This window comes from Acidovorax sp. FG48, assembly GCF_057809085.1.
In genome coordinates this window covers 232,928-254,894 of sequence record NZ_JBMDJH010000007.1, presented here as the reverse complement: position 1 = coordinate 254,894, position 21,967 = coordinate 232,928, and the positions used below count along the sequence as shown (strand labels likewise).

General features: G+C 65.2%; 20 protein-coding genes. 4 read left to right on the top strand and 16 right to left on the bottom strand.

The window, feature by feature from the left end; genetic code table 11:
- Positions 1–34: 34 nt before the first annotated feature.
- The 5 genes from ACODSU_RS12890 to ACODSU_RS12870 form a co-directional block, all read right to left on the bottom strand.
- Complete coding sequence (locus ACODSU_RS12890) at positions 35–2,032, bottom strand: FG-GAP repeat protein (RefSeq protein ID WP_488842593.1); 1,998 nt, start codon at positions 2,030–2,032, stop codon at positions 35–37.
- 66 nt (positions 2,033–2,098) lie between these two features.
- Positions 2,099–4,045 (bottom strand): FG-GAP repeat protein, encoded by a 1,947-nt coding sequence (locus tag ACODSU_RS12885; RefSeq protein WP_488842592.1) that lies wholly within the window; start codon positions 4,043–4,045, stop codon positions 2,099–2,101.
- A gap of 481 nt (positions 4,046–4,526) precedes the next feature.
- The gene (locus ACODSU_RS12880; RefSeq protein ID WP_488842591.1) at positions 4,527–5,501 is read right to left on the bottom strand and encodes an IS5 family transposase; all 975 of its coding nucleotides are present in this window, start codon (positions 5,499–5,501) and stop codon (positions 4,527–4,529) included.
- 97 nt (positions 5,502–5,598) lie between these two features.
- Positions 5,599–6,060: an rRNA maturation RNase YbeY gene (gene ybeY, locus ACODSU_RS12875; protein ID WP_488842590.1), complete on the bottom strand. Its 462-nt coding sequence runs from the start codon at positions 6,058–6,060 to the stop codon at positions 5,599–5,601.
- Between the two features lie 62 nt (positions 6,061–6,122).
- On the bottom strand, positions 6,123–7,079 hold the full coding sequence (locus ACODSU_RS12870; protein WP_488842589.1) for a PhoH family protein: 957 nt from the start codon (positions 7,077–7,079) through the stop codon (positions 6,123–6,125).
- Positions 7,080–7,159: 80 nt separating this feature from the next.
- On the opposite strand from ACODSU_RS12870, the gene ruvA reads away from it, so the two are divergent.
- The gene (gene ruvA, locus ACODSU_RS12865) at positions 7,160–7,735 is read left to right on the top strand and encodes a Holliday junction branch migration protein RuvA (protein ID WP_488842588.1); all 576 of its coding nucleotides are present in this window, start codon (positions 7,160–7,162) and stop codon (positions 7,733–7,735) included.
- Positions 7,736–7,740: 5 nt separating this feature from the next.
- Here the strand turns inward: ruvA and ACODSU_RS12860 are convergent, their stop codons facing one another.
- Positions 7,741–8,700: a carbonic anhydrase gene (locus ACODSU_RS12860; protein ID WP_488842587.1), complete on the bottom strand. Its 960-nt coding sequence runs from the start codon at positions 8,698–8,700 to the stop codon at positions 7,741–7,743.
- 294 nt (positions 8,701–8,994) lie between these two features.
- Here ACODSU_RS12860 and ruvB point away from each other — a divergent pair, with 294 nt between their 5' ends.
- Positions 8,995–10,056: a Holliday junction branch migration DNA helicase RuvB gene (ruvB, locus tag ACODSU_RS12855; protein WP_488842586.1), complete on the top strand. Its 1,062-nt coding sequence runs from the start codon at positions 8,995–8,997 to the stop codon at positions 10,054–10,056.
- Here ruvB and ACODSU_RS12850 read toward each other — a convergent pair.
- The 7 genes from ACODSU_RS12850 to ACODSU_RS12820 all read right to left on the bottom strand — a co-directional run bounded on the left by ACODSU_RS12850 (position 10,013) and on the right by ACODSU_RS12820 (position 16,589).
- Positions 10,013–11,815 (bottom strand): lysoplasmalogenase family protein, encoded by a 1,803-nt coding sequence (locus ACODSU_RS12850; protein WP_488842585.1) that lies wholly within the window; start codon positions 11,813–11,815, stop codon positions 10,013–10,015. The genes ruvB and ACODSU_RS12850 overlap by 44 nt on opposite strands.
- Positions 11,816–11,894: 79 nt before the next feature.
- Positions 11,895–13,064, bottom strand: coding sequence for a DSD1 family PLP-dependent enzyme (locus ACODSU_RS12845; protein ID WP_060985411.1), 1,170 nt, complete (start codon positions 13,062–13,064; stop codon positions 11,895–11,897).
- Positions 13,048–13,689: a histidine phosphatase family protein gene (locus ACODSU_RS12840; protein ID WP_488842584.1), complete on the bottom strand. Its 642-nt coding sequence runs from the start codon at positions 13,687–13,689 to the stop codon at positions 13,048–13,050. The genes ACODSU_RS12845 and ACODSU_RS12840 overlap by 17 nt, the downstream gene beginning before the upstream one ends.
- A gap of 31 nt (positions 13,690–13,720) precedes the next feature.
- Complete coding sequence (locus ACODSU_RS12835; RefSeq protein ID WP_488842583.1) at positions 13,721–14,332, bottom strand: DUF4136 domain-containing protein; 612 nt, start codon at positions 14,330–14,332, stop codon at positions 13,721–13,723.
- A gap of 55 nt (positions 14,333–14,387) precedes the next feature.
- Positions 14,388–15,371, bottom strand: a complete 984-nt coding sequence (ttcA, locus tag ACODSU_RS12830) for a tRNA 2-thiocytidine(32) synthetase TtcA (RefSeq protein ID WP_291442253.1) — start codon at positions 15,369–15,371, stop codon at positions 14,388–14,390.
- 4 nt (positions 15,372–15,375) lie between these two features.
- Positions 15,376–15,759, bottom strand: a complete 384-nt coding sequence (locus ACODSU_RS12825) for a dihydroneopterin aldolase (protein WP_488842582.1) — start codon at positions 15,757–15,759, stop codon at positions 15,376–15,378.
- 35 nt (positions 15,760–15,794) lie between these two features.
- Positions 15,795–16,589: an SDR family oxidoreductase gene (locus ACODSU_RS12820; RefSeq protein ID WP_488842581.1), complete on the bottom strand. Its 795-nt coding sequence runs from the start codon at positions 16,587–16,589 to the stop codon at positions 15,795–15,797.
- Between the two features lie 10 nt (positions 16,590–16,599).
- Here ACODSU_RS12820 and ACODSU_RS12815 point away from each other — a divergent pair, with 10 nt between their 5' ends.
- Positions 16,600–17,718, top strand: a complete 1,119-nt coding sequence (locus tag ACODSU_RS12815; RefSeq protein WP_488842611.1) for a class I SAM-dependent methyltransferase — start codon at positions 16,600–16,602, stop codon at positions 17,716–17,718.
- Positions 17,719–17,739: 21 nt separating this feature from the next.
- Positions 17,740–17,934 (top strand): DUF2905 domain-containing protein, encoded by a 195-nt coding sequence (locus ACODSU_RS12810; protein ID WP_056745516.1) that lies wholly within the window; start codon positions 17,740–17,742, stop codon positions 17,932–17,934.
- Between the two features lie 33 nt (positions 17,935–17,967).
- Here ACODSU_RS12810 and otsA read toward each other — a convergent pair whose 3' ends face one another.
- From otsA to otsB, 3 genes are read right to left on the bottom strand one after another with little or no spacing between them, the layout of a single operon-like run.
- A complete protein-coding gene (gene otsA / locus ACODSU_RS12805) occupies positions 17,968–19,344 on the bottom strand; it encodes an alpha,alpha-trehalose-phosphate synthase (UDP-forming) (protein WP_488842580.1) in 1,377 nt (458 codons plus the stop codon).
- 49 nt (positions 19,345–19,393) lie between these two features.
- Positions 19,394–21,199 carry a glycoside hydrolase family 15 protein gene (locus ACODSU_RS12800; RefSeq protein WP_488842579.1) on the bottom strand — a complete coding sequence of 602 codons (1,806 nt, stop codon included), beginning with the start codon at positions 21,197–21,199 and terminating at the stop codon, positions 19,394–19,396.
- Positions 21,196–21,933, bottom strand: a complete 738-nt coding sequence (gene otsB / locus ACODSU_RS12795; RefSeq protein WP_488842578.1) for a trehalose-phosphatase — start codon at positions 21,931–21,933, stop codon at positions 21,196–21,198. Before otsB ends, ACODSU_RS12800 begins: the two co-directional genes overlap by 4 nt.
- Between the last annotated feature and the right edge of the window lie 34 nt (positions 21,934–21,967).

The following is a 21,967-nucleotide window of genomic DNA, read 5'->3' as shown; positions in this document are numbered from 1 at the left end:
CGCTGGCAGGTGCAGGTGTTTTGCGCGCTGTGTGTCAGAACAGGTAAACAGCGCCAAAGGTCGGTGGGACGTTGAAAGGGCCGTAATTCCCGGAGGGGTAGTCAGGATCGCCCTGTATGCCAGTGGATTGGCTGCGTTCGTCAGGTGCGCCCACCGCCAGTGTGGCGCCGTCACCTGACAAAGCGATGCCGCGGTTCCAGTTGATCTGGGTCTTGAGGTAGGCACGCTGGCTCCATGTGGTTGTGCTGCGCTGGTAAAGATGCACGGAACCCTTCGGATTGACCGTGCTGATCACGGGCATGCCAGAGGCGCCGCCATCCGTGTCGTTGAGCGCTCCAATCGCCAGCGTATTGCCATCGGCTGAAAGGGCCAGGCTGGAGCCGTAGTTCTGGTTTTGACGCGCGTTGCTGGCCTTCAGGTAGACCTGCTGGCTCCAGGTGCCGTTGCTGCGTGCGAAAACGTAGGCAGCCCCTGCGCTGGAAAAGGACAATGAACGCTCGGTTGCGGGCGGATTGATGCCGGCGCCCGTGTTGTCCTCGCTACGGGCCCCCACTGCCAAGGTGTTGCCATCGGCCGACAGCGCAAGATTCCCTCCGAACTGAACGGCCTTGACCATGGGCCCACCGGCCGTGTTGTGGGCCTTGACGTAGGCCTGCTGGCTCCAGGCACCACCACCTTGGGTAAATACATACACAGCGCCTGACCCCCACACAGAGTCGTCCTGCTGGTTTCCGTTGATCCCTCTGGCGCCACTGCTCTCATAAGGTGCGCCCACAGCCAAGGTGGTGCCGTCACTCGATAGTGCCAGACCTTCGCCAAACCGGGGCTCATCGAGACCTTCTAGCGTGGGGCTGCGCGTATTGCTGGCTTTCAGGTAAGCCTGTGCTGCCCAGACACCCCCGCCACCGGGGGCATCGCCGCTGCGCGTGTAGGTATACACGGCCCCTGCGTACGGGATGGAATTGTCGTCCTGGTTTCCGTTGACGCCGGTGGCATTGCTGGTTTCACCCGGCGCGCTCACCGCGAGTAGGTTGCCATCGCCAGACAGCGCCACGTTGTGCCCAAAGTGAGCGCTGTTGCGCCGATATTCCACAGCGGGGATCGTGCTTGTGTTGTCTTTCCCAGCCCGCGTGTTGGTGGCCTTGATGTAAGCCTCCTGCTGCCAGCTGTCGTAGCCCTGCGTGCCTGTCGCAGAGGTGATGCTCTTGAACACGTAGACCGCACCGGCGCCCGGCGTCGACGTGTTGGACTGGTCGCCATTGACGCCCCGGGCGTTGCTCGTTTCTTTGGGAGCGCCCACGGCCAGTGTCGTGCCATCGGCAGACAGCGCCACACTGGTACCAAAGGCTGGGCCTCCAGAGTAGGCATATTCTGTGAACGGAGAGGCGCGGTTGTTGCTGGCCTTGATGTAGGCCACCTGCTTCCATCGGGAGACATCGCGCGCAAAGACGTAAACCGCGCCTGCCCCTTCCACGGAGTCGTCCGCCTGATTGCACACAACACCCTGCGATGCATTGTCGGCGCACGTGGCATTGCTGCGTTCGCCACTGGCGCCCACAGCCATGACCTGGCCATCGGCTGAAAGGGCTACGGCGCTACCAAATGTGTCACCAGCACCGGTATTGCTGGCCTTGAAATAGCCGATGGCCTTGCCCAGGTCGGGCACCAGGGCTGCAGTCCATGCTCCACAGCTGTTAGCGTCGCAGGCGCGCAGCCGATAGGTGGCATTCACCCGTTCATGCAGCAGCCGGGGAGCCAGGCTGCGCGCGTAGGAGGTGCCATTCAGTGCGCCTCCGATCGGCGCTTCGGGCAGTGGGCCTATCGGTCCGTCAGGGTCTTCGAGCAGTTCATAGCGGGTGGCGCCAGCGCGGGCGTCCCAGCTGAAGGTGTAGCCCTTGACCGCATAGCCCACAGCAAAATTCGAAGGTGCTGACAGGGCGGCGCTCTCGGAGCCTCCCCCACAGGCTGTCAGCATCAGCATTGACAGCAGTGGTGCGGCAGTGAGCAAGGGTTTCAGGTGTCGGATGGGCATGGTTGTGGATCTTGGAGGGTTCGTGGTGAGGTGAGCGGAATGGTCCGCAGTCCCCGGGATCGATGGTCAGTACAAGTACACAGCCCCGACGCCCGTTGGAACGCCGTATGAAGGAACTCCCGGAAGTGCGCTGTTGTCGGCCTGATTGCCTTGCAGCCCTGTCGCCAGGCTGTTCTCGGCTGTGGCTCCGATCGCGAGGGTTTTTCCGTCGCCAGACAAAGCCATGCTGGCACCGAAGAGATCGCCTGCATCGGCGTTAGGAGCCTTTAGGTAGGCCTTCTGGGCCCAGGTGCTGCCGCTGCGCTGGAACAGGTATGCGGCGCCTGCGCCGCCCGCTGAGCGGTCGGCCTGGTTGGCGTTGAATCCGCGGCCGTTGCCGGCTTCTGCCATGGCCCCTACAGCCAGTGTGCTGCCATCGGCAGAGAGAGCCAGACTCCATCCGAACCACGCATTGGCTTGGGTGTTGCTGGGCTTGATGTAGGCCTGCTGGCTCCACGTGGCGTTGCTGCGGGTGAACAGATAGGCCGCGCCTGCGCGGTCCAGCGAGCGGGCCCCGGCCGTGTTAGTGACGCCAGTGGCCTCACTCGACTCTCCGATAGCCCCCACGGCCAGGGTGTTGCCATCGGCGGACAGCGCAACAGCGTGGCCAAACCGGTCGAGATTTCCTGGCGCGCTGGCTTTGACGTAGGCCTGCTGGCTCCATTGGCCCGAGCCATTCAGGGAGAACACATAGGCAGCGCCCGCACTCGGCAGCGATGTATCGGTGGCGTCTCCATTGATGCCAGTTGAAGCGCTGCGCTCTCCCCATGCGCCAACGGCCAGGGTCCTGCCATCTGCAGCCATGGCCAGCGATGCGCCAAACTGTGCGCTGGCGGCGGGGTTGCTTGCTTTGATGTAGGCCTGGTGAGCCCAAGTGGCTGGCGTGGCGTCACCATTGTTGGTGCGGGTGTAGGTGTACACCGCTCCCGCCTGGGGCATGGAATGGTCGCTTTGATCGCCATTGACGCCAGCGGCCTTGCTTCTTTCTCCCGGGGCGCTCACGGCCAGCATGCTGCCGTCGGCAGACAGGGCCACGGTGGCGCCGAAGTTCTGAGGGTAGTTCACGTAGTAGCCGATGATGTCCACGTTGTACTCGGCCTGGGGTCGGGTATTACTGGCCTTGATGTAGGCCTCTTGCTTCCACAACCTGTTGGGCACGCTTGAAACGCTCTTGAACACATACACCGCACCGGCGCCCTGGGTACGGGTGTCGGTGGCATCGCCATTGACGCCCCGGGCGCTGCTGGTCTCACCAGGGGCGCCGACTACCAGCAAGGTTCCATCGGCTGACAAGGCGAGGCTGGCGCCGAAGCGCGGGCCATTGTCAATGTAGGTGGGTACGTTGAACGCACGATTGTTGCTGGCTTTGAGGTAGGCTGTCTGTACCCAGGTCTTGAACCTGTTGTCGCGGCTGAAGACATAGACCGCACCTGCGTTGGCGATGCTGTCGTCGCTTTGATCGCAAACGGAGTTGTCGATGATGACCGTGATACACGTTGCCTTGCTGCGCTCTGCAGGCGCCCCCACGGCCATGGTCATTCCATCGGATGACAGCGCCACAGCATTGCCAAACGTGTCTCCCTGTCCGCTGTTGCTGGCCTTGAAGTAGCCGATGGCCTGGGTCACATCGGGTGTGATGGCGGCTGTAGGCGCTCCGCAGCCACTAGTGTCGCAGGCCTGCAGACGGTAGGTGGCGTTCACGCGCTCATGCAGCAGCGCTGATGTCACTTGGTGGGTGAATGTGGTGAGGGAGCCGTCGTTGGTGCCGCCCGCGATCACCTCAGGCAGGGGGCCGGCGGGGCCGTCCGGGTCTTCCAGCAGCTCATAACGAGAGGCGCCCGCGCTGGCAGTCCACGTGAAGGTGTACCCCTTGATGCCATAGCCCACGGCGAAACCAGACGGGGCTGCAATGCCTGGAGCCGGCGCGTCCGAGCCTGACCCGCCGCAGGCCGTCAGAACCAAAGGGGTAGCCATTAGCAGTGCTTGCGCCAGACGAGCTGTTCTCAAGGGAGGAAGTGTCCTGCGAGTTGTGGAGTGTCGGGCCATGGGCAAGGTTCGGTGAAGTGGAAGAAGAGCCTATAAAGACGGGTATGACGGAGTGGCAGATATGCCACGGAGCGCCGCCAGAGGTGTGCCCCGATGTGCTGAAGCCGAGGCCAAGCGGCGCTGCAAACGCACATCCCGAGCGTGATCCGTTGGGCCTCTCCTAGATCGGACTTTTATACCATCTGGTAAAAAAAGAAATATCAAGAGATACGATTTGTTTCCAGATCTCTTTGAGAAGCGTTGTGGGCAGGGAATGAGCCGTGTGGCCCGCGAAGGGCCGGTGTGCAGCGCTAAGGCAACGCTGAATAAGTCACCGCAATCGTTCATACGCTGAGGGATGACACAGTTTTGCGGTCTTTAGCCGCGCCCTTTGGGCTATTTGCGGGGCCTTGAGGCCCAATCTGTGCCCTTACGGGCGCACCTTTGCCTGAAGATGCCCTCGGCACAGGTAGATGTTGGCCAATGCCAGCGCAGTGAACGCACGCGTGGCGTTCTTCTGCAGGCCTCGGTATCGAACCTTGGTAAATCCCCACAGCCGCTTGACCACCGCAAAGACGTGTTCGGCCCGAGCACGCGCCCGCGACTTGTTGCGGTTCTCGGCCCGTTGCACTTCGTCTACCTCGCCTGCGCAGCGCGTGCGCTGGTTGGTGAAGTCCTTGGCCTTTGGAGCCTTGCTCGCTATCAGCGCTTTCTGGCTGGCATAGGCCGAGTCGCCATAGACCCGTTGCTCATTGCCGTGCAGCAAATCAGGCAATGGGAGCTTGTCATGCACGTTGGCCGCCGTGACAACCGCGCTATGGCTCAGCCCCGTTTGGCTGTCCACGCCAATGTGTAGCTTCATGCCGAAGTACCACTGCTGCCCTTTGCGAGTCTGGTGCATCTCGGGGTCTCTGGCTTTGTCAGCGTTCTTGGTCGAGCTGGGTGCGCCGATGATGGTGGCGTCCACGATGGTGCCGGTATTGACCCTGATGCCGCGCGCCTGCAGTTCCTTGCCCACACGGGCGAACAAGGCTTCACCTAACTGGTTGTCGTTGAGCAGCCGGCGAAACCTGAGCATGGTGGTGGCGTCTGGCACGGGCTCGCAACCCAGGTCGATGCCGACGAAACGACGCAGGCTGGCACTGTCGTACAGGGCTTCCTCGCAGGCTAGGTCGGCCAGATTGAACCAGTGCTGAATGAAATGGATGCGCAGCATGCGCTCCAGTCCGATGGGTGGACGCCCATTGCCCGCCTTGGGGTAGTGCTGTGCGATTTCATCGCACAGCGCCGCCCACGGCAGCAGCGCATCCATGGTCTTGAGGAATTCGTCGCGCCGCGTGGGTTTGCGGTGTTGTTCAAAGCCCGACTGTGCGTCGGCCGCCATGGCAAGAGTTTGCTGCTTCATGACCAACTAATTTACCCAGTCACCACGTCCAGCAGGGACTTTTTCAGTGTTGCCCTAAGTCCAAGGCGCTCTGTGTGTTTGACGCTTCTTGGGGGCGCTATTCGGTGGCGTAGGGGTCTTCAAAGCCCAGCTCTTGCAGGATGTCGGTCTCGTACGCCTCCATCTCCTCGGCGTCGGCCTCGCTCGTTTCATGGTCCCAGCCCTGGGCATGCAGCGTGCCATGCACCAGCATGTGGGCGTAGTGCTCTTCCAGGCTCTTGTTCTGCTCCTTGGCCTCCCGCTCAATCACGGGGGCGCAGAGCACCAGGTCGGCGGTCACCACGGGCTCTTGCGTGTAGTCGAAGGTGAGCACGTTGGTGGCGTAGTCCTTCTTGCGGTACTCGCGGTTGAGCTGCTGGCCCTCTTCGGCGCCCACGATGCGCACGGTGATCTCGGCGTCGGTGGCCAGGGCGTGGCGAATCCAGCGTGTGACCTTGTGGCGGGGCAGCACGGCGCGGTGGGCGGCCACGCCGTCAAAGGTGCCGAACTGCAGCGACAGGGAGAGTTGGTTCAATGGCATTTGTATTGCTTTTGGCATTTAGCGCTTGATGCGTGAGCGCAAGCAGCTATCAAATTAGAAGTTCAGTCGCGTGCACGCGCAGTGGCCGCGCGGCGGGGGGCGTCGTAGGCGTCCACGATGCGGGCGACCAGCGGGTGGCGCACCACGTCGGCGCTGGTGAAGTGGGTGACCGAGATACCCTTCACGCGCCTCAACACCCGTTCGGCATCGATCAGGCCGCTCAGCGTCCCTTTGGGCAGATCGATCTGGCTCACGTCGCCCGTCACCACGGCCTTGGCGCCAAAGCCAATGCGGGTGAGGAACATCTTCATCTGCTCGGGCGTGGTGTTCTGCGCTTCGTCCAAAATCACAAAGGCATTGTTCAGCGTGCGCCCGCGCATGAAAGCCAGCGGCGCGATCTCGATGGCGTTGCGCTCGAACGCCTTTTGCACCTTGTCATGCCCCATCAGCTCGTACAGCGCGTCGTACAGCGGGCGCAGGTACGGGTCCACCTTCTGCGCCAGGTCGCCAGGCAGAAAACCCAGGCGCTCGCCCGCCTCCACCGCCGGGCGGGTCAGCACGATGCGCTGTACGCTGCTGCGCTCCAGCGCATCCACCGCACTGGCCACGGCGAGATACGTCTTCCCGGTGCCTGCAGGGCCGATGCCGAAGGTAATGTCGTGCGTGGCGATGTTCTGCAGGTACAGGTTCTGCGTGGGGGTGCGCCCGCGCAGGTCGGCACGGCGGGTATTGAGGATGATGGCGTCGTCCGGGGCCTCCAGCAGCTCGCTGTCGCCCGCGAGCATCAGCTGGATATAGTCCTCGCCGATGGGCCGCTCGGCCATTTCATACAGGGCCTGCAGCAGCTCCATCGCCTGCGTGGCCTTGGCCTTGGGGCCGTCGACCTTGAATTGCTCGTGCCGGTGCGCAATGCTCACCTGCAAGGCCACCTCGATGGTGCGCAGGTGCGCATCGGCCGGGCCACACAGGTGGGTGAGCCGGGTGTTGTTGTGGGGGGTGAAGGTGTGGCGCAGGATCACGCGGATAATTCCAGTCAGGCAACGGAAAACAGCAAGAACGGCGGCGCGGCATGTCATGCCCGCGTCGCCAAAGGACATCAATGATAGGCAAATTGACCGGCACCCTGCTGGAGAAGAATCCCCCCGAGGTGCTGCTGGACTGCCACGGCGTGGGCTACGAGGTGAATGTGCCCATGAGCACGTTCTACAACCTGCCCGCCGTGGGCGAGCGCGTGAGCCTGCTGACCCAGTTCATCGTGCGCGAGGATGCACAGCTGCTGTACGGCTTTGCGACCGCCTCCGAGCGCCAGGCGTTTCGCGAGCTGATCAAGATTTCTGGCGTGGGGCCGCGCACGGCGTTGTCCATCCTGAGTGGCATGGGCGTGAGCGATCTGGCGCAGGCGATTTCGCTGCAGGAGGCGGGGCGGCTGGTCAAGGTGCCCGGCATCGGAAAGAAGACAGCCGAGCGCTTGCTGCTGGAACTCAAGGGCAAGCTGGGCGCTGACATCGGTGCTGTGCGCGGCGCCGCCAACAGCGATGCGCAAGCCGACATTTTGCAGGCGCTGTTGGCTTTGGGCTACAGCGACAAGGAGGCGGCTGCGGCGCTCAAGGCGCTGCCAGCGGAGGTGGGGGTGAGTGAGGGGATCAAGCTGGCGCTCAAGTCGCTGGCGAAGTGAAGCGCTTATTGGGCCTCGCGAACCAGGCGTCCGTTAGAGGCCTGCACAGGACGTGCGTTGGGTGGCGATACACGCTGCAGCATGCGCAGCTGTGCGGGCCCTACATTGACCGGGGTCTTCATCACAATGCGCAGTACGCCCTCGGTGCAGGGCGGCTGGGTGATGGAGCCTGCGTACTGGTAATAGCGCCGGTCCTGCGGTAGCAGCTCGTCCACGGAAAGCACCGGCTGCGGCAGACGCACGCTGTCTTGCACATCCAGGGGCATATGGGTCCAGATGCGGGTGATGAAGGCGTTGGTGCTTCCCAACTGCATGGGCACGCTCACCACCGCTGTTTGACCGTCAGGTCCCTGGTACACCAGATCGGTTGCCATCGGGTAGTTGTGCTGATGCACGCGCTCTTCAGCAGGGTGGCGAAACTGCAGGCGCACCAGGCGCCAGGGCATTCCGCGCAGCGTCAGGATGCTGTCGCCTTCCACTTTCAGTTCCAAGCCATGCCCGCTGTGCAACACCGTGCCTCCGAAGAACTGGTGGTTGAAGGGCAGAGGGGGCGCCGGACCGACCTCCACGTCTTGGGCTTTGATATGGATCGGCGACTGCCGCATGCCCCTGCTGCAGGTTGCAAAGTCCGGGTGCAGGCTGCCCCAGGCCTGGGGACCCCGGTCTCCACTGTCGTAGTCCCAGCGCACCGTGCGTGGGTCTGGGGGCGGTGGAGGTGGCGCAACTGCCGCCAGTTCCGCTGCCCGTGTCTGGATATAGCGCCGGCTGGCTTCAGGGTCCTGAACGGCAGGGCGGGCCGGGGCCTGTGGGATGGCCATGGTCTTGGCTGGTTTGCTGGGGCGCTCGGTCGGGATACGCACCTCCACGCTGGGGATAGGCTCGGCCCGCCGACGCGCACCTGCCGACGTGGTGGGCGCGTTCTTCGTTTTAGCGCGCTGGATGGCTTCGTCGATCCGAGTGGCCAAGTCGGCCTTTTCCTGCGGGTTCTCAATACGGATGGAGCCGCTGGCGGACCGGGCGGGTGAGGGTGGGGGAGTCTGACCGGTCGCAGCGAGGGCGGTAGCGCCACAGGCAACCAACACAGACAGCTGGTGGAGGAAAAGTGGCCGGGTTAGGCAAGGGGGCGCAGGCATCGTCTTGGTCATGGTCTGGTTCATCTATCGGCGCTGTTCCCGCTTACTTGACCCCCGGGGAATGCTTGGGCGATATAGTGGCAGATTGCATGCCAGCATGGCATTCGCCGCCCAGACATAACTGCCGTGACCATCCAGACCGACGACTTCTCCCCCGCCCCCGCCAAACGCGTCATCTCTGCCGCCCCCGCCTCTCTCCAAGAGGAGGCCATCGAACGCGCCCTGCGCCCCAAGCTCCTGCAGGAATACGTGGGCCAGGCCAAGGCGCGGGAGCAGCTGGAGATATTCATCGGCGCCGCGAGGAAGCGTGAGGAGGCGCTGGATCACGTGTTGTTGTTCGGCCCGCCTGGGCTGGGCAAGACCACGCTCTCGCACATCATCGCGGCCGAGCTGGGGGTGAACCTGCGCCAGACCAGTGGACCCGTGCTGGAAAAACCCAAGGACCTGGCGGCGCTGCTGACCAATCTGGAAAAGAACGACGTTCTCTTCATCGACGAAATCCACCGCCTGTCACCCGTGGTGGAGGAAATCCTCTACCCCGCGCTGGAGGACTATCAGATCGACATCATGATTGGCGAAGGCCCAGCGGCGCGCAGCATCAAGCTGGACCTGCAGCCCTTCACCCTGGTGGGCGCGACCACCCGGGCGGGCATGCTGACCAACCCGCTGCGCGACCGGTTTGGCATCGTGGCGCGGCTGGAGTTCTATACGGCCGAAGAGCTGGCGCGCATTGTCCAGCGCAGTGCCGGGTTGCTCAACGCGCCCATGGACGAGGACGGCGGCTTCGAGATCGCTCGGCGCTCGCGTGGCACACCGCGCATTGCCAACCGGCTGTTGCGCCGGGTGCGCGACTATGCCGAGGTCAAGGGCAATGGCCGCATCACCAAGTCCATTGCCGACAAGGCGCTGGCCATGCTGGATGTGGACCCGCAGGGCTTTGATGTGATGGACCGCAAGCTGCTCGAAGCCGTGATCCACCGCTTTGACGGCGGGCCCGTGGGGCTCGACAACATCGCTGCCAGCATTGGGGAAGAGGCTGGCACCATCGAGGATGTGATCGAGCCCTACCTGATCCAGCAGGGCTTCCTGCAGCGCACGCCGCGTGGGCGCATTGCCACGCTGGCGGCGTTCCGCCACCTGGGGGTTACGCCGCCGAAGGCGAGCGGGCAAGATTTGTTTGGGGTGTGAGGGGCGCGGCAGAGCTGGGCTCCGCGCGGGCTGCGCCCCGCACCATGCCCGCCACGATCATCGCCTGCGCCGCGTAGTACGTCGCCAGCACCCAGATCTGTGCCATGGGCAGGGGTGTCACGAACCGGTTGGTGGCCAGCAGCGAGTCGCTGAGCATGAAGAACCCGGCGCCGATGGCGACCCACAGCGAGGGGGCGTCGCGCAGCACGGTGGCGCGGCCGATGGCCTGGGCCGCCATCAGCGCAATCACCAGCACATAGGCCGCGACCGGCGCGCGCAGTGCAGGCGGCAGGCCACCTGTCCACAGAAAGGCATACATCGCCACGCCCATGCCCAGCGTGGCCGCCAGTGCACCCCGGTGCGGAAACCAGGTCTGCCCGCTTTTGAACAGCGTCACATAGAACAGGTGCGCCACCAGAAAGCTCACCAGGCCGGGAATGAAGAAACCCGGGAACATGAGGAACACATCCCCCGCCAAGGACCCGCCCAGGGCGGCCATCAGCAAGATCCAGGGCGTATTGGAGCCCGGTGTGCCCCTTGCGCTAGTCGAATATGCGCTGGTAGCTACCAAAATAATAGCGATTACCATGGTCAGTGGCTTGAACAGCCAATGCCACGCCGTGAGCCCCAGCGCACTGGTGGCCGTGGCCAGCGCCGCGCTTTGCAGCATCAGCGCCATCAGCATGCCGATGCGCCCCTGCATCACCGCGCCCAGCGACCATTGCACCGTCAGCAGCACGGCAAACCAGATGGCGTTGTGCGCCAACGGCGCTGCATCGGCCTGCCACAAAAAGGCTGCCACGCCCGTGAGCAGCAGCGCAAACTGCACCAGCGCAAACCACTGCACGGCGCGCGACATGGGCGGGTGATAGAGCTGCATCTGCGCCATGCTGAACGCGGGCTTGGGAAACCGCTCGGCCACATCGGCCGGGCGCCAGCCTGGGGGCTTGATCCACACCCGGAGCTTGTCTGCCCAGCTGCGCGCATGCCAGCTGTCGTGCGCCAGCCCCGCATAAACCTGGGCGTTGGCCCACAGCGGATCCCAGCTGTTGAGCAGGCCGCGCGTGCCGTACACACATTTCTCCTGCGCGTCTTCGTCCTTGAAGGTGCCGAACATACGGTCCCACAGGATCAGGATGCCGCCGTAGTTCTTGTCCAGGTAGGCGTCGTTGACGGCATGGTGCACGCGGTGGTTGCTGGGGCTGCAGAACCAGCGGTCGAACCAGCCCAGGCGCCCCACCTGCTCGGTGTGTACCCAGAACTGGTAGAGCAGGTCGATGAGCGCCACCACGCCGAACACCAGGGGCGGCACGCCAGCCAGCGCCATGGGCACGTAAAAGATCCAGCCCAGCAGCGCGCCCGAACTGGTCTGGCGCAGCGCGGTGCTGAGGTTGTAGTCCTGGCTCTGGTGGTGCACCGCGTGCGCGGCCCAGAGCACGGCCGACTCGTGCCCCATGCGGTGCAGCCAGTAGTAGCAGAAGTCGTAGAACACCAACGCCAGCAGCCAACCGGGCAGGCTGGTCCAGAACGCATCGTTGCGCCACAGTGCCACATGCTCGAACAGGGCGGTGTAGATGCCGATGCGCAGCAGGCGCGTGAAGACTGCGCTGGTCTGGCTGAGCATGCCCAGGCTGATACTGCTCACCGCATCGGCCAGGCGGTAGGTGTTGCGTTGGCGCTTGAAGCCGACGGCCAGTTCAATGGCGATCAGCACAAAGAAGACGGGCGTCGCAAGGACGATGATCTGGCTGGGGCTCATGCTGCTGGATTGTGGTCCAGCAGCCAGCCCTCACTGGGGCAGGTGAACCCCTATAGCGCCCGTGTTTAGAGGGCCGCGCCTACGTCAGCGCTCCCCGCGCATCCACGCGGATGATCCGCTCCACCACCCCGTCCATCAGCCCGCCGCGCACGCCGATCAAAAAGTCGTACAGGTTGACGGTGGGATCGCAATGACCGGGGATGAGCCAGAGCATGTGCCCCAAACTGGGCAGGCGGGCATCGGGAGCGTCTGCGTAAAGCAAACCGTGTTCGTCGCCCCCGTTGGCGTAGCGCAGGGTGCGGTCGGCGGGCAGCAGGGCCACGGTGGGCAGGCCCGAGTCGATGGCATGGCTCTTGTGGCCTGCGTCGCACACCGCGTGGGTGTCGCGCACCGACACCACCTGGGTCTTGACGTACAGCGCGTGCTCAAACGCTGGCTGGGCCGGGTCGCGTTCGTTGCGGGCGTAGTCGGCGTCCATGAACAAGAACGAGCCCGCCTGCAGCTCGCCAAACACGCCGCTGGCAGCCTCGTGCACCAGGGTGCCAGTGCCCGAGCCCGTGATCAGGGGCACGGCAAGGCCCTCGGCCTCAATGAGTTGGCGCGTGTGATAGGCCGCCTCCACCACCTTGGCGATGGCCTCGCGGCGGCCCACGCTACTGGCCAGGTGCTGCGCGCGGCCGTGGTAGGCCTGCAGGCCCGCAAAGCGCAGCCGGGGGCTGCGCGACACGGCCAGTGCGAGGGGCACGGCGGCCTCGCCCGGTGGCACGCCGCAGCGGCCCTGGCCCACGTCGATCTCGACCAGCACATCGATGCCCGCATCGCTGCCGGATTGGGCCATGGCTTCGGCCAGGCGGGCGATGCCATCGGCATGGTCCACCGCCACACCCAGGCGCCCGCCGCGTGCCGCCAGCTGCGCGGCCAGCCGCGCCACGCGGTGCAGCTTGGGCATGGCGATGACCTGGTTGGTGATGGTGATGTCATCGACGCCACCGGCAGCCAGCGCCTCGGCCTCGGCCACCTTCTGCACGCACACACCCTGGGCACCCGCGCGTTGCTGCAGCAGCGCGATTTCGGCGCTTTTGTGCAGCTTGGCATGGGGGCGCCAGCGCACCTGGTGCTTGCGTGCGAAGTCGGCCATGCGCTGGATGTTGCGGTCCATGGCGTCCAGGTCCACCACCAGGGCGGGCGTGTCGATCAGGTCCACGCGTTGGCCGACGGTGGTTTGCAAGGCTTCAGGCGTGGTTTTCATCGCGCACGACAATCTGGTCAAGGTGTTGGGTGTCCGCCCAGCCGACAAGGGTGAGGCCGTCAGGCGTCCACAGCAGGCGGTTGATGGCGGCGTTCGCGAGTTGCCAGGTGCGCGGCGCCTGGATGTCCTGGCGCGTGGCCAGGCGGTACAGCACGTCAAGCACGCCGCCATGCGCCACCATCACCACCTGCTCGCCCACATGCTGTTGTGCGAGCGCGGTCACGGTGCGTTCGATGCGGTCACGCAAGGTGACGAGGGACTCGCCGCCCTCGGGCGTGTAGTGCGGGTCGCGCTTGCGCCAGCGCAAGGCGTCCTGGGGCAGCTCGGCCTCGATCTCGGCAAACGTGCGGCCCTGAAAGTGCCCGAAGCTGCGTTCGCGCAGGCCCGGTTCGGTCTTCAGCGGGGCGCCCGTGGTGCGGGCCACGGCCTGGGCGGTGGCATGCGCGCGTTGCAGGTCGCTGGAGTAGATGGCGGCAATCGGCTCGCCCACCAGGGCCTGGGCGACCTGGGCGGCCTGCCACAGGCCGGTATCGTTGAGCGGGATGTCCAGGTGGCCCTGGATGCGGGTGTCCACGTTCCAGGCGGTTTCGCCGTGGCGGATGGCAACGATGCGGGTGGCTTGCATGCAGTGGCGGAGTGACTGAGGATGGGACGCCCTAGGGGGCAGGAGGTCCCAGGGGGATGCGCACTTGGCGGGGCCCCTGGGGCGGTTTGGGAAAGCCGTTGAGGGCCGCATCGAACAGCACGCCATAGACGGCCGGGTCGCTCACCCACACATCTTCGTGCACGGCCGAGGTTTCGTACACCACGGCCTGGGTGCTGGCGTCGCGCATCACGATGCTGACTGCGCGGCGGTGCAGGGGCGTGGGTTCGCCAAAGCGCCACACGCCATGCACGCCCCAGCCCCGCCCATACCAACCGCCCATGCCCCAGGGGCCGGGCCCGTAAGGGCCATAGGGGCGGAAGGGGTCATAGCGCGGCACGGCATCGGCCTGCACACCCAGCTGCACCAGCAGGCGGGGCGCGGCATCGTCGCGCTGCAGACCTGCGCGGGCCAGGGCCTGCTCGGCCAGCGTGGCAATGGGGTCGAACGAAGGGGCCTGCTGCGAGGGCAGGCGCTCAATCCGGTACGTGGCAGGGGCGGGCATGGCCGCCAGCGTTGAGAAGCTCTGCACCTGGCCTTCGACCACGCGGGTGGTGCTGCAGCCTGCGAGCAGGGTGACGGTGAGGCCCAGGAGCAGGGCGGGAAGCCATCGGCGTTGTGTCATGGTCAGAGTGTCCTGAAACAAGGATCTCCATGAGAGTGCCGCTGGCCCCGGCAGTTCACGACAGCTGCACCACCTGCACGCCCGGCAACGACGGCGATGGCGCCGCAAACTCTTCCTTGTCAAACGCCTTGTCGCCGTCTTCGCTGGCGATGCCCGTGGCCTTGGCGTTCTTGAAGTCGTACAGGCTGCCGTCCAGCAGGTGCGAGGGCACCACGTTCTGCAGCGCGTTGAACATGTTCTCCACGCGGCCAGGAAAGCGCTTTTCCCACTCGCGCAGCATCTCGCCCACCTGCTTGCGCTGCAGGTTCTCCTGGCTGCCGCACAGGTTGCACGGGATGATGGGGAAGTTGCGGTGCGCGGCCCAGCGGGCGGTGTCCTTCTCGGCAACGTAGGCCAGCGGGCGGATCACCACATGCTTGCCGTCGTCGCTCACCAGCTTCGGCGGCATGCTTTTCATCTTGCCGCCAAAGAACATGTTCAGCAGCAGCGTCTGCAGGATGTCGTCGCGGTGGTGGCCCAGCGCGATCTTGGTGCAGCCCAGCTCATCGGCCACGCGGTACAGAATGCCCCGGCGCAGGCGGCTGCACAGGCTGCAGGTGGTCTTGCCCTCGGGGATCAGCTTCTTGACAATGCTGTAGGTGTCTTCGTTCTCGATGTGGAACGGCACGCCGGTGCTGGCCAGGTATTCGGGCAGCACATGCTCGGGGAACCCAGGCTGCTTCTGGTCCAGGTTGACCGCCACCAGGTCAAAGTGGATGGGCGCGCGGGCCTTGAGCTTGAGCAGGATGTCGAGCAGCGCGTAGCTGTCCTTGCCGCCGGACATGCACACCATCACCTTGTCGCCTTCTTCAATCATGTTGAAGTCGACAATGGCCTTGCCGACCTCGCGGCACAGGCGCTTTTCGAGCTTGTGGGTTTCGCGCTCGATTTTCAGGCGGGCTGCGTTGGCCGTGGGCTCTTGCGGTGCTTCGGCCTCGTCGGTCCAGCCGGTGTGTACCTGGGTGAGGGTGGGATTGGGGTTGTTGATCACTGCGTTCATAGGTTTACCACTGCCCCGTTTCCATGCGAATCGCCACTTCGCAGTCGTCAAAAATTTCCAGCTTGGCAATCTTCACGCGCACGCCCAGCACGCCGGGCAGCTGCATCAGGCGGTTGGCCAGCTTGCCGATCAGGCTCTCCAGCAAGTTCACGTGCTCGGCGGTGCACTCGTCGATGATGATCTGGCGCACGCGGCGGTAGTCCAGCACATGGCCGATGTCGTCGTCGCGCGGGGCCAGCGGCTGCACGCCCAGGCTCAGCTCGGCGTCCACCTGGATGGGCTGCGGGTCGGTCTTTTCGTGGTCGAGGATGCCCAGGTTGGCATCAAAGCGCAAACCGGTGAGCGTCAGGATCTGCGTGCCAGTCATCTGGGAAGGGGGCTGTGTCATGGGGTGGGGGCTCGTTGGGTGCGCCGGCGTTGGGCTCACATCAGCGAGAAATCGCGGTCAAACTTCATCAGGTGCTGCCCACCATCGACCAGCAGCGTGGTGCCGGTGATCGAGCGGTTCTCCAGCGCAAACTTCACCGTGGCGGCCACGTCTTCGGGGGTGGACGAGCGGCCCAGGGGGCTCAAGGCGTGCAGCTGGGTGAACTTTTCGTCGCTCAGCATGTGGCTGGTCAGCGTGAGTCCGGGCGCCACGCCCACCACGCGCACTCGCGGCGCCAGGGCCAGGGCCAGCATGGTGCCGGCGGCCTCCAGTGCCGCTTTCGACAGCGTGTAGCTCACAAAGTCGGGGTTCTGGTTCCAGAGCTTCTGGTCCAGCAGGTTGACCACGGCGCCCTGCGCGTCGGCCTCTCCCGCCGCCACACGGTCGGCCACATGCTGGTGCAGGGCCTGGGCCAGCAGCACGGGCGTCGCCGTGTTGCTGCGCAGGTGCTTTTCGAGTGCGGCAAAACTGAAGGTGGCGGCGTCATCGTGCTCGAACAGCGAGGCGCTGTTGACCACCGCGTCCACGCGGCCAAAGTGCGCCACCACGCGGGGCAACAGGCCGCGCACGGAGGCCTCGTCATCAAAATCGGCCTCAAAATGGGCGCTTGCACTAGTCAATCTTGTGCATTCAGCTACTGTATTGATAGCGTCTTGCGCTGACGAGCGGTAGTGCACCGCCACCTGCCAGCCGCCGGCGGCCAGGGCCAGCGCAACGCTGCGGCCCAGGCGCTTGGCGGCACCGGTCACCAGCACGGTGCGGGGGCGATGGGGGAGGGAAGGGGTGGACATGTGGGGGACAATGCGGGCCGTGACCCAAAGACCCGACAGTTTAACGACCGCCCTGCACCAGCACATCACCCAGGCCATTGCCGCCGAGGGCGGATGGCTGGGTTTTGACCGCTTCATGGCCCTGGCGTTGTATACGCCCGGCCTGGGCTACTACGCCAACGACTCCACCAAATTCGGTGCCATGCCCGAGTCGGGCAGCGACTTTGTGACCGCCCCTGAACTCACGCCCCTGTTCGGCCAGGCGCTGGCCGTGCAGGTGGGCGAGGCGCTTGCGCATACCGGGACCGATGAGGTATGGGAGTTTGGTGCAGGCTCGGGTGCGCTGGCGCTGCAGTTGCTGGATGCGCTGGGCGACCAGGTGCAGCGCTACACCATCGTCGATCTGTCGGGCAGCCTGCGCGCGCGCCAACAGGCCAAGCTGGTGGCCCACGCGCCCAAGCTGCGCTGGGTGGATGCGCTGCCCGAGCACATCGAAGGCGTGGTGGTGGGCAACGAGGTGTTGGACGCGATGCCCGTGCAACTGCTGGCGCGCCATGGCGGCCAGCAGGGCGGTGTGTGGCATGAGCGCGGCGTGGTGGTGGCCGAAGACGGTCGCTTTGCCTGGGCCGACCGCCCCACCGACCTGCGCCCGCCCATCGCCATCGAAGGCCCGCAGGACTACCTGACCGAAATTCACGCGCAGGGCGAAGGCTTCATGCGCATGCTGGCCGACCGGCTCACGCGCGGCGCGGCTTTCTTGCTGGACTATGGGTTTGGCGAAGACGAGTACTACCACCCCCAGCGCCACATGGGCACGGTGATGTGCCACCAGGGCCACCTGGCCGATGGCGACCCGCTGGACGAAGTGGGCCGCAAGGACATCACCGCCCACGTCAACTTCACCGCCATGGCGCTGGCCGCGCAGGAGGCGGGCCTGAACGTGCTGGGCTACACCACGCAGGCGCATTTCCTCATCAACTGTGGATTGCTTCCAAAAATGGAGCAGTTGCCGCAAGCCCAGCGGTCAACAGCGGCCAAATTGATCATGGAACACGAGATGGGCGAGCTGTTCAAGGTGCTGGCCGTGGGTGCGGGCGAGCCGTGGGAGCCGCTGGGGTTCAGCCACGGCGACCGTTCGCACAGGCTCTGACCGCCTTCTGCCGCTCTGCCCATGTTTCGCTGGCTCCTCGTCATCCTCCTGGCCCTGATGTTCATCAGCTGGCTGTCGCCGCTGCTGCGCCGCATGGGCTTTGGGCGGTTGCCCGGGGACTTTCGGTTTCGGTGGCTGGGGCGGGACTGGGACGTGCCGCTGGCGTCCACGCTGCTGCTCAGCTTTGTGGTCAGCCTGATCACCAAGCTGCTGTAGTGCAGCTGCTGCTACCCTGCTATCTAAAGACTGTTAGCCCGCCGTCTGCAGCGCATCCAGAAACGCCTTGCGCCACCAGTGCACGTCGTGCTCCTTGATGCGCGCCATGAGCTTCTGGTGGCGCGCCTGTCGCTCGGCCAGCGGCATCTGCAGCGCCTGCTGGATGCTGTCGGCCATGCCCTGGGGGTCGTAGGGGTTCACCTGCAGCGCTTCTTTCAGCTGCTCTGCCGCACCGGCAAAGCGTGACAGCACCAGCACGCCGGGGTTGTCTGGGTCTTGCGCCACCACGTATTCCTTGGCCACCAGGTTCATGCCGTCGCGCAGCGGTGTGACCAGCCCCACGGCAGCGGCGCGGCACAGGCCCGGCACACGTTTGCGCGCCACCATGCGGTGGATATAGCGCACGGGCATCCAGTCCAGCTCACCATAGTCGCCGTTGACCGAGCCGCACAGGCCCTCCAGCTCCTGGCGCAGGTCAGCATAGGCGTGCACGTCATCGCGGCTGGGCGAGGCAATCATGATCATCGTCGCGCTGCCCCGGTTTTCGGGGTAGCGGTCCAGCAGCTCGCGGAAGGCCCGCACGCGGTGCGGGATGCCCTTGGAGTAGTCGAGCCGGTCAATGCCCAGCAGCAGGCGCCTGCGCGAATACTCGTCGCACATGTTCTCGTAGGTCTCCACCGCGTCGGGGGCGTGTGTGAGGCGCGTGAACTCGTCCACGTCGATGCCGATGGGAAACGACTGCACCACCACCGTGGCGCCGAAGGCGCGGACGCGCTTTTCGTCCACCGCTTCGGCGCTGCCTTCGTTGCGCACATAGCGCGTGAAATGCGCCACATCGGCCTCGCTCTGCAGTCCCACCAGGTCGTACGCAAACAGCGAACGCATCAGCCACTCGTGCTGCGGAATGGCCGCCATGATGAGCGGCGGCGGCATGGGGATGTGCAGGAAGAACCCGATGCGCTGTTTGCAGCCCATGGCGCGCAGCTCGGCAGCCAGCGGGATCAGGTGGTAGTCGTGCACCCAGATCACATCGTCGTCGCGCAGCAGCGGCAGCAGCTTGCGCGCAAACATCTGGTTCACGCGCCGGTAGCCTGCGATGTAGCTGGCATTGAAGTCGGCCAGGTCCAGCCGGTAATGGAACACCGGCCAAAGCACGCTGTTGCTGTAGCCGTGGTAGTAGCTGTCGTGGTCTTCGCGGCACAGGTCCACGGTGGCCAGGGTGACAGGGCCGGCCTGGCGGGTGTGCAGTTCGCCCTCGCCGGGCGTGCCGCCCTCGACCACGGTACCGCTCCAGCCAAACCAGAGTCCTCCGGTCTGGTTCAGGGCCTCGCCCAAGGCGACGGCCAGGCCACCTGCAGCGGGTTTGCGGGGATCGGCAAGGCGGTTGGAGATGACGACAAGACGGCTCATGAGGGCAATCATCCGTGCAGACCGCCCCTGGCCGCTGTCGGACAGCGCCTCAAATCACGCTGTCCCAGGGCGCCGACAGGCGCACGGCGGCGTTGATCACGCCCACCATCGAATAGGTCTGCGGGAAGTTGCCCCACATCTCGCGGGTGTCGGGGTGCGTGTCTTCCGACAGCAGGCCCAGCGGGTTGCGGGCGGCCAGCATGGTCTCGAAGATGGCCCGCGCCTCGGCCTTGCGGCCAATGCGCGCCAGCGCGTCAATGCGCCAGAAGGTGCAGATGTTGAAGGCCGTCTCGGGCTTGCCGAAGTCGTCGGCCGCCTCGTAGCGGCGCATGTAGGGGCCATCGCACAGGCTCTTTTCCATGGCCTCCACGGTGCTCACAAAACGCGGGTCTTTCGGGTCGATGAGGCCCACCTCGGCCATCAGCAGCACGCTGGCGTCCAGCTCATGTCCGCCAAAGCTCTCGGCGAACGCCTGGCGTTCTTCGCACCACGACTTGTCGAGGATCTCGGCGCGCATGCGGTCGGCATGTTGCTGCCAGTGGCTGGCACGGTCGGCCAGCTGCAGCGTGGCGGCGATCTTGGCCAGCCGGTCGCAGGCGGCCCAGCTCATCAGGGCCGACGAAGTGTGCACCCGGGCGCGCGTGCGCAGCTCCCACATGCCCGCATCAGGCTGGCCATACACACGCACGGCGTTGTCGCCCACCTGTTCCAGCCGTTTGAATTCGGCCAGGCCCGCGCGGTGCAGCAGGCGGTGGTCGTGGAAGGCCTGGGCCGCGCCCAGCACGATGTTGCCGTACACGTCGTGCTGAAAATGCTCGGCCGCCTGGTTGCCCACGCGCACCGGGCCCATGCCCCGGTAGCCCGCCAGCTGGGGTACGAAACTCTCGGGCAGGTCTTTCTCCAGCCCGATGCCATACAGCGGCTGGATGTGGCCGTCGCCGCCTTCGACCACCACGTTGCTCAGCCAGCGCAGGTAGTCCTCCATGGTGCCCACCTCGGAGATGCTGTTGAGCGCGCGCACCACAAAAAACGCATCGCGCAGCCAGCAGTAGCGGTAGTCCCAGTTGCGGCCGCTGTGGGCGGACTCGGGGATGCTGGTAGTCATGGCGGCCACGATCGCGCCGGTCTCTTCGTACAGCGACAGCTTGAGCGTGATGGCTGCGCGGATCACTGCGTCCTGCCACTCCAGCGGAATGGCCAGCGCGCGGCTCCAGCTACGCCAGTAGGCCGTGGTCTCCTGCTCAAAGTGGCGGGCGGTGTCGGCAATGCCGTCCACCAGCGTCTCGTCCGCGCCCAGCAGAAAGTTGTGTTCGCGCGTGAGCACAAACGCCTGGCCCGAGAGCACATGCGACACCGGCGCATCGGTGGACAGGCGCAGCGTCATGCTCTCGCCCACATAGCGGATGTGGTTGCTGCCGCGTGTGATTTTGGGCGTGGTCTGGCCCCAGTCGTAGCGCACCTTGAGCGCCACCCGGATGCGCGGCGAGCCCTGGATGGGGCGCACCCGGCGCACCAGCGTCATGGGCCGGAAGTAGCGTGACCGGCTGTAAAAGCGTGGCGCAAAGTCGGTGATCTCGATGCCGTGGCCCGCCTTGTCGAACAACTGCGTGCGCAGGATGGCGGTGTTGGGCTCGTACCACTGGTGGGCCGATGCCAGGTCTTCCAGCTCGATCGCAAAGTGGCTGCCCTCGTCGCCGGGCTGCAGCAGGGCGTTGAACACCGGGTCGCCATCAAAGCGCGGCAGGCAGCACCACACCATGCGGGCGTGGTCGTCGATCAGTGCGCTGATGGCGCAGTTGCCGATCATCCCAAGGTTGAGCGAGCCCGCTTGGGGGTGGGTGGCGGCGGAGTTCATCGTTCGCGCTCCAGCGTTGTGCGTGCAGACGACAGCCAGCCCCGCAGTGCGGCCGATGTCATGCAGCGGTGTTGTGCCATGGTGGGCCCTTCGCCCACCTTGATGCCCCAGCCGCCGAGCGACTGCACAGCGGCAAAGCCGGCTTCGTCGGTGACGTCATCGCCCACAAAGACCGGCGTGCGGCCCTCAAAGGGGGGCTGCGTCATGAAGTCGATGATGGCCTGGCCCTTGTGAACGCCACGGGGTTTCACTTCAAAGACGCATTTGCCACGCAGCAGTTCCACACCTTCCACCTCGCGCATGGCGTACACCAACGTGTCGTGGCACAGGGATTCGAGGTGGGGCGCCAGGCGGTAGTGCAGGGCGACGCTCACGCGTTTGGTCTCCACCAGCAGGCCGGGGTGGCGTGCGGCCAGTGCCTGTGCGACCTGCAAGACAGGCTCTAGGGCGGGTGCTGCGGTGGCGGGCACCGAAGTGTCAAAGAGGCGGTATTGGGCCCCATGTTCGCTCGCCAGCGGCAGGCGCAGTGGCGCCAGAAATCCGTCGATGTCGGCCTCGGGCCTGCCAGTCACGATGGCCAGCGCGCCACCCAGCTGGGCGTGCAGCGATGACAGCGTGGGAATCAGGCCCGATGCGATGCGCACCGCTTCGGGGCGCGGCGCCAGCTCAGTGAGCGTGCCATCGAAATCCAGAAAAAGCGCATGGGCAGTTGTCAGTGTGGGGAGCAGCTGCATGCGTGAAACCATAGCAGACGCTGCAATGCAGGCA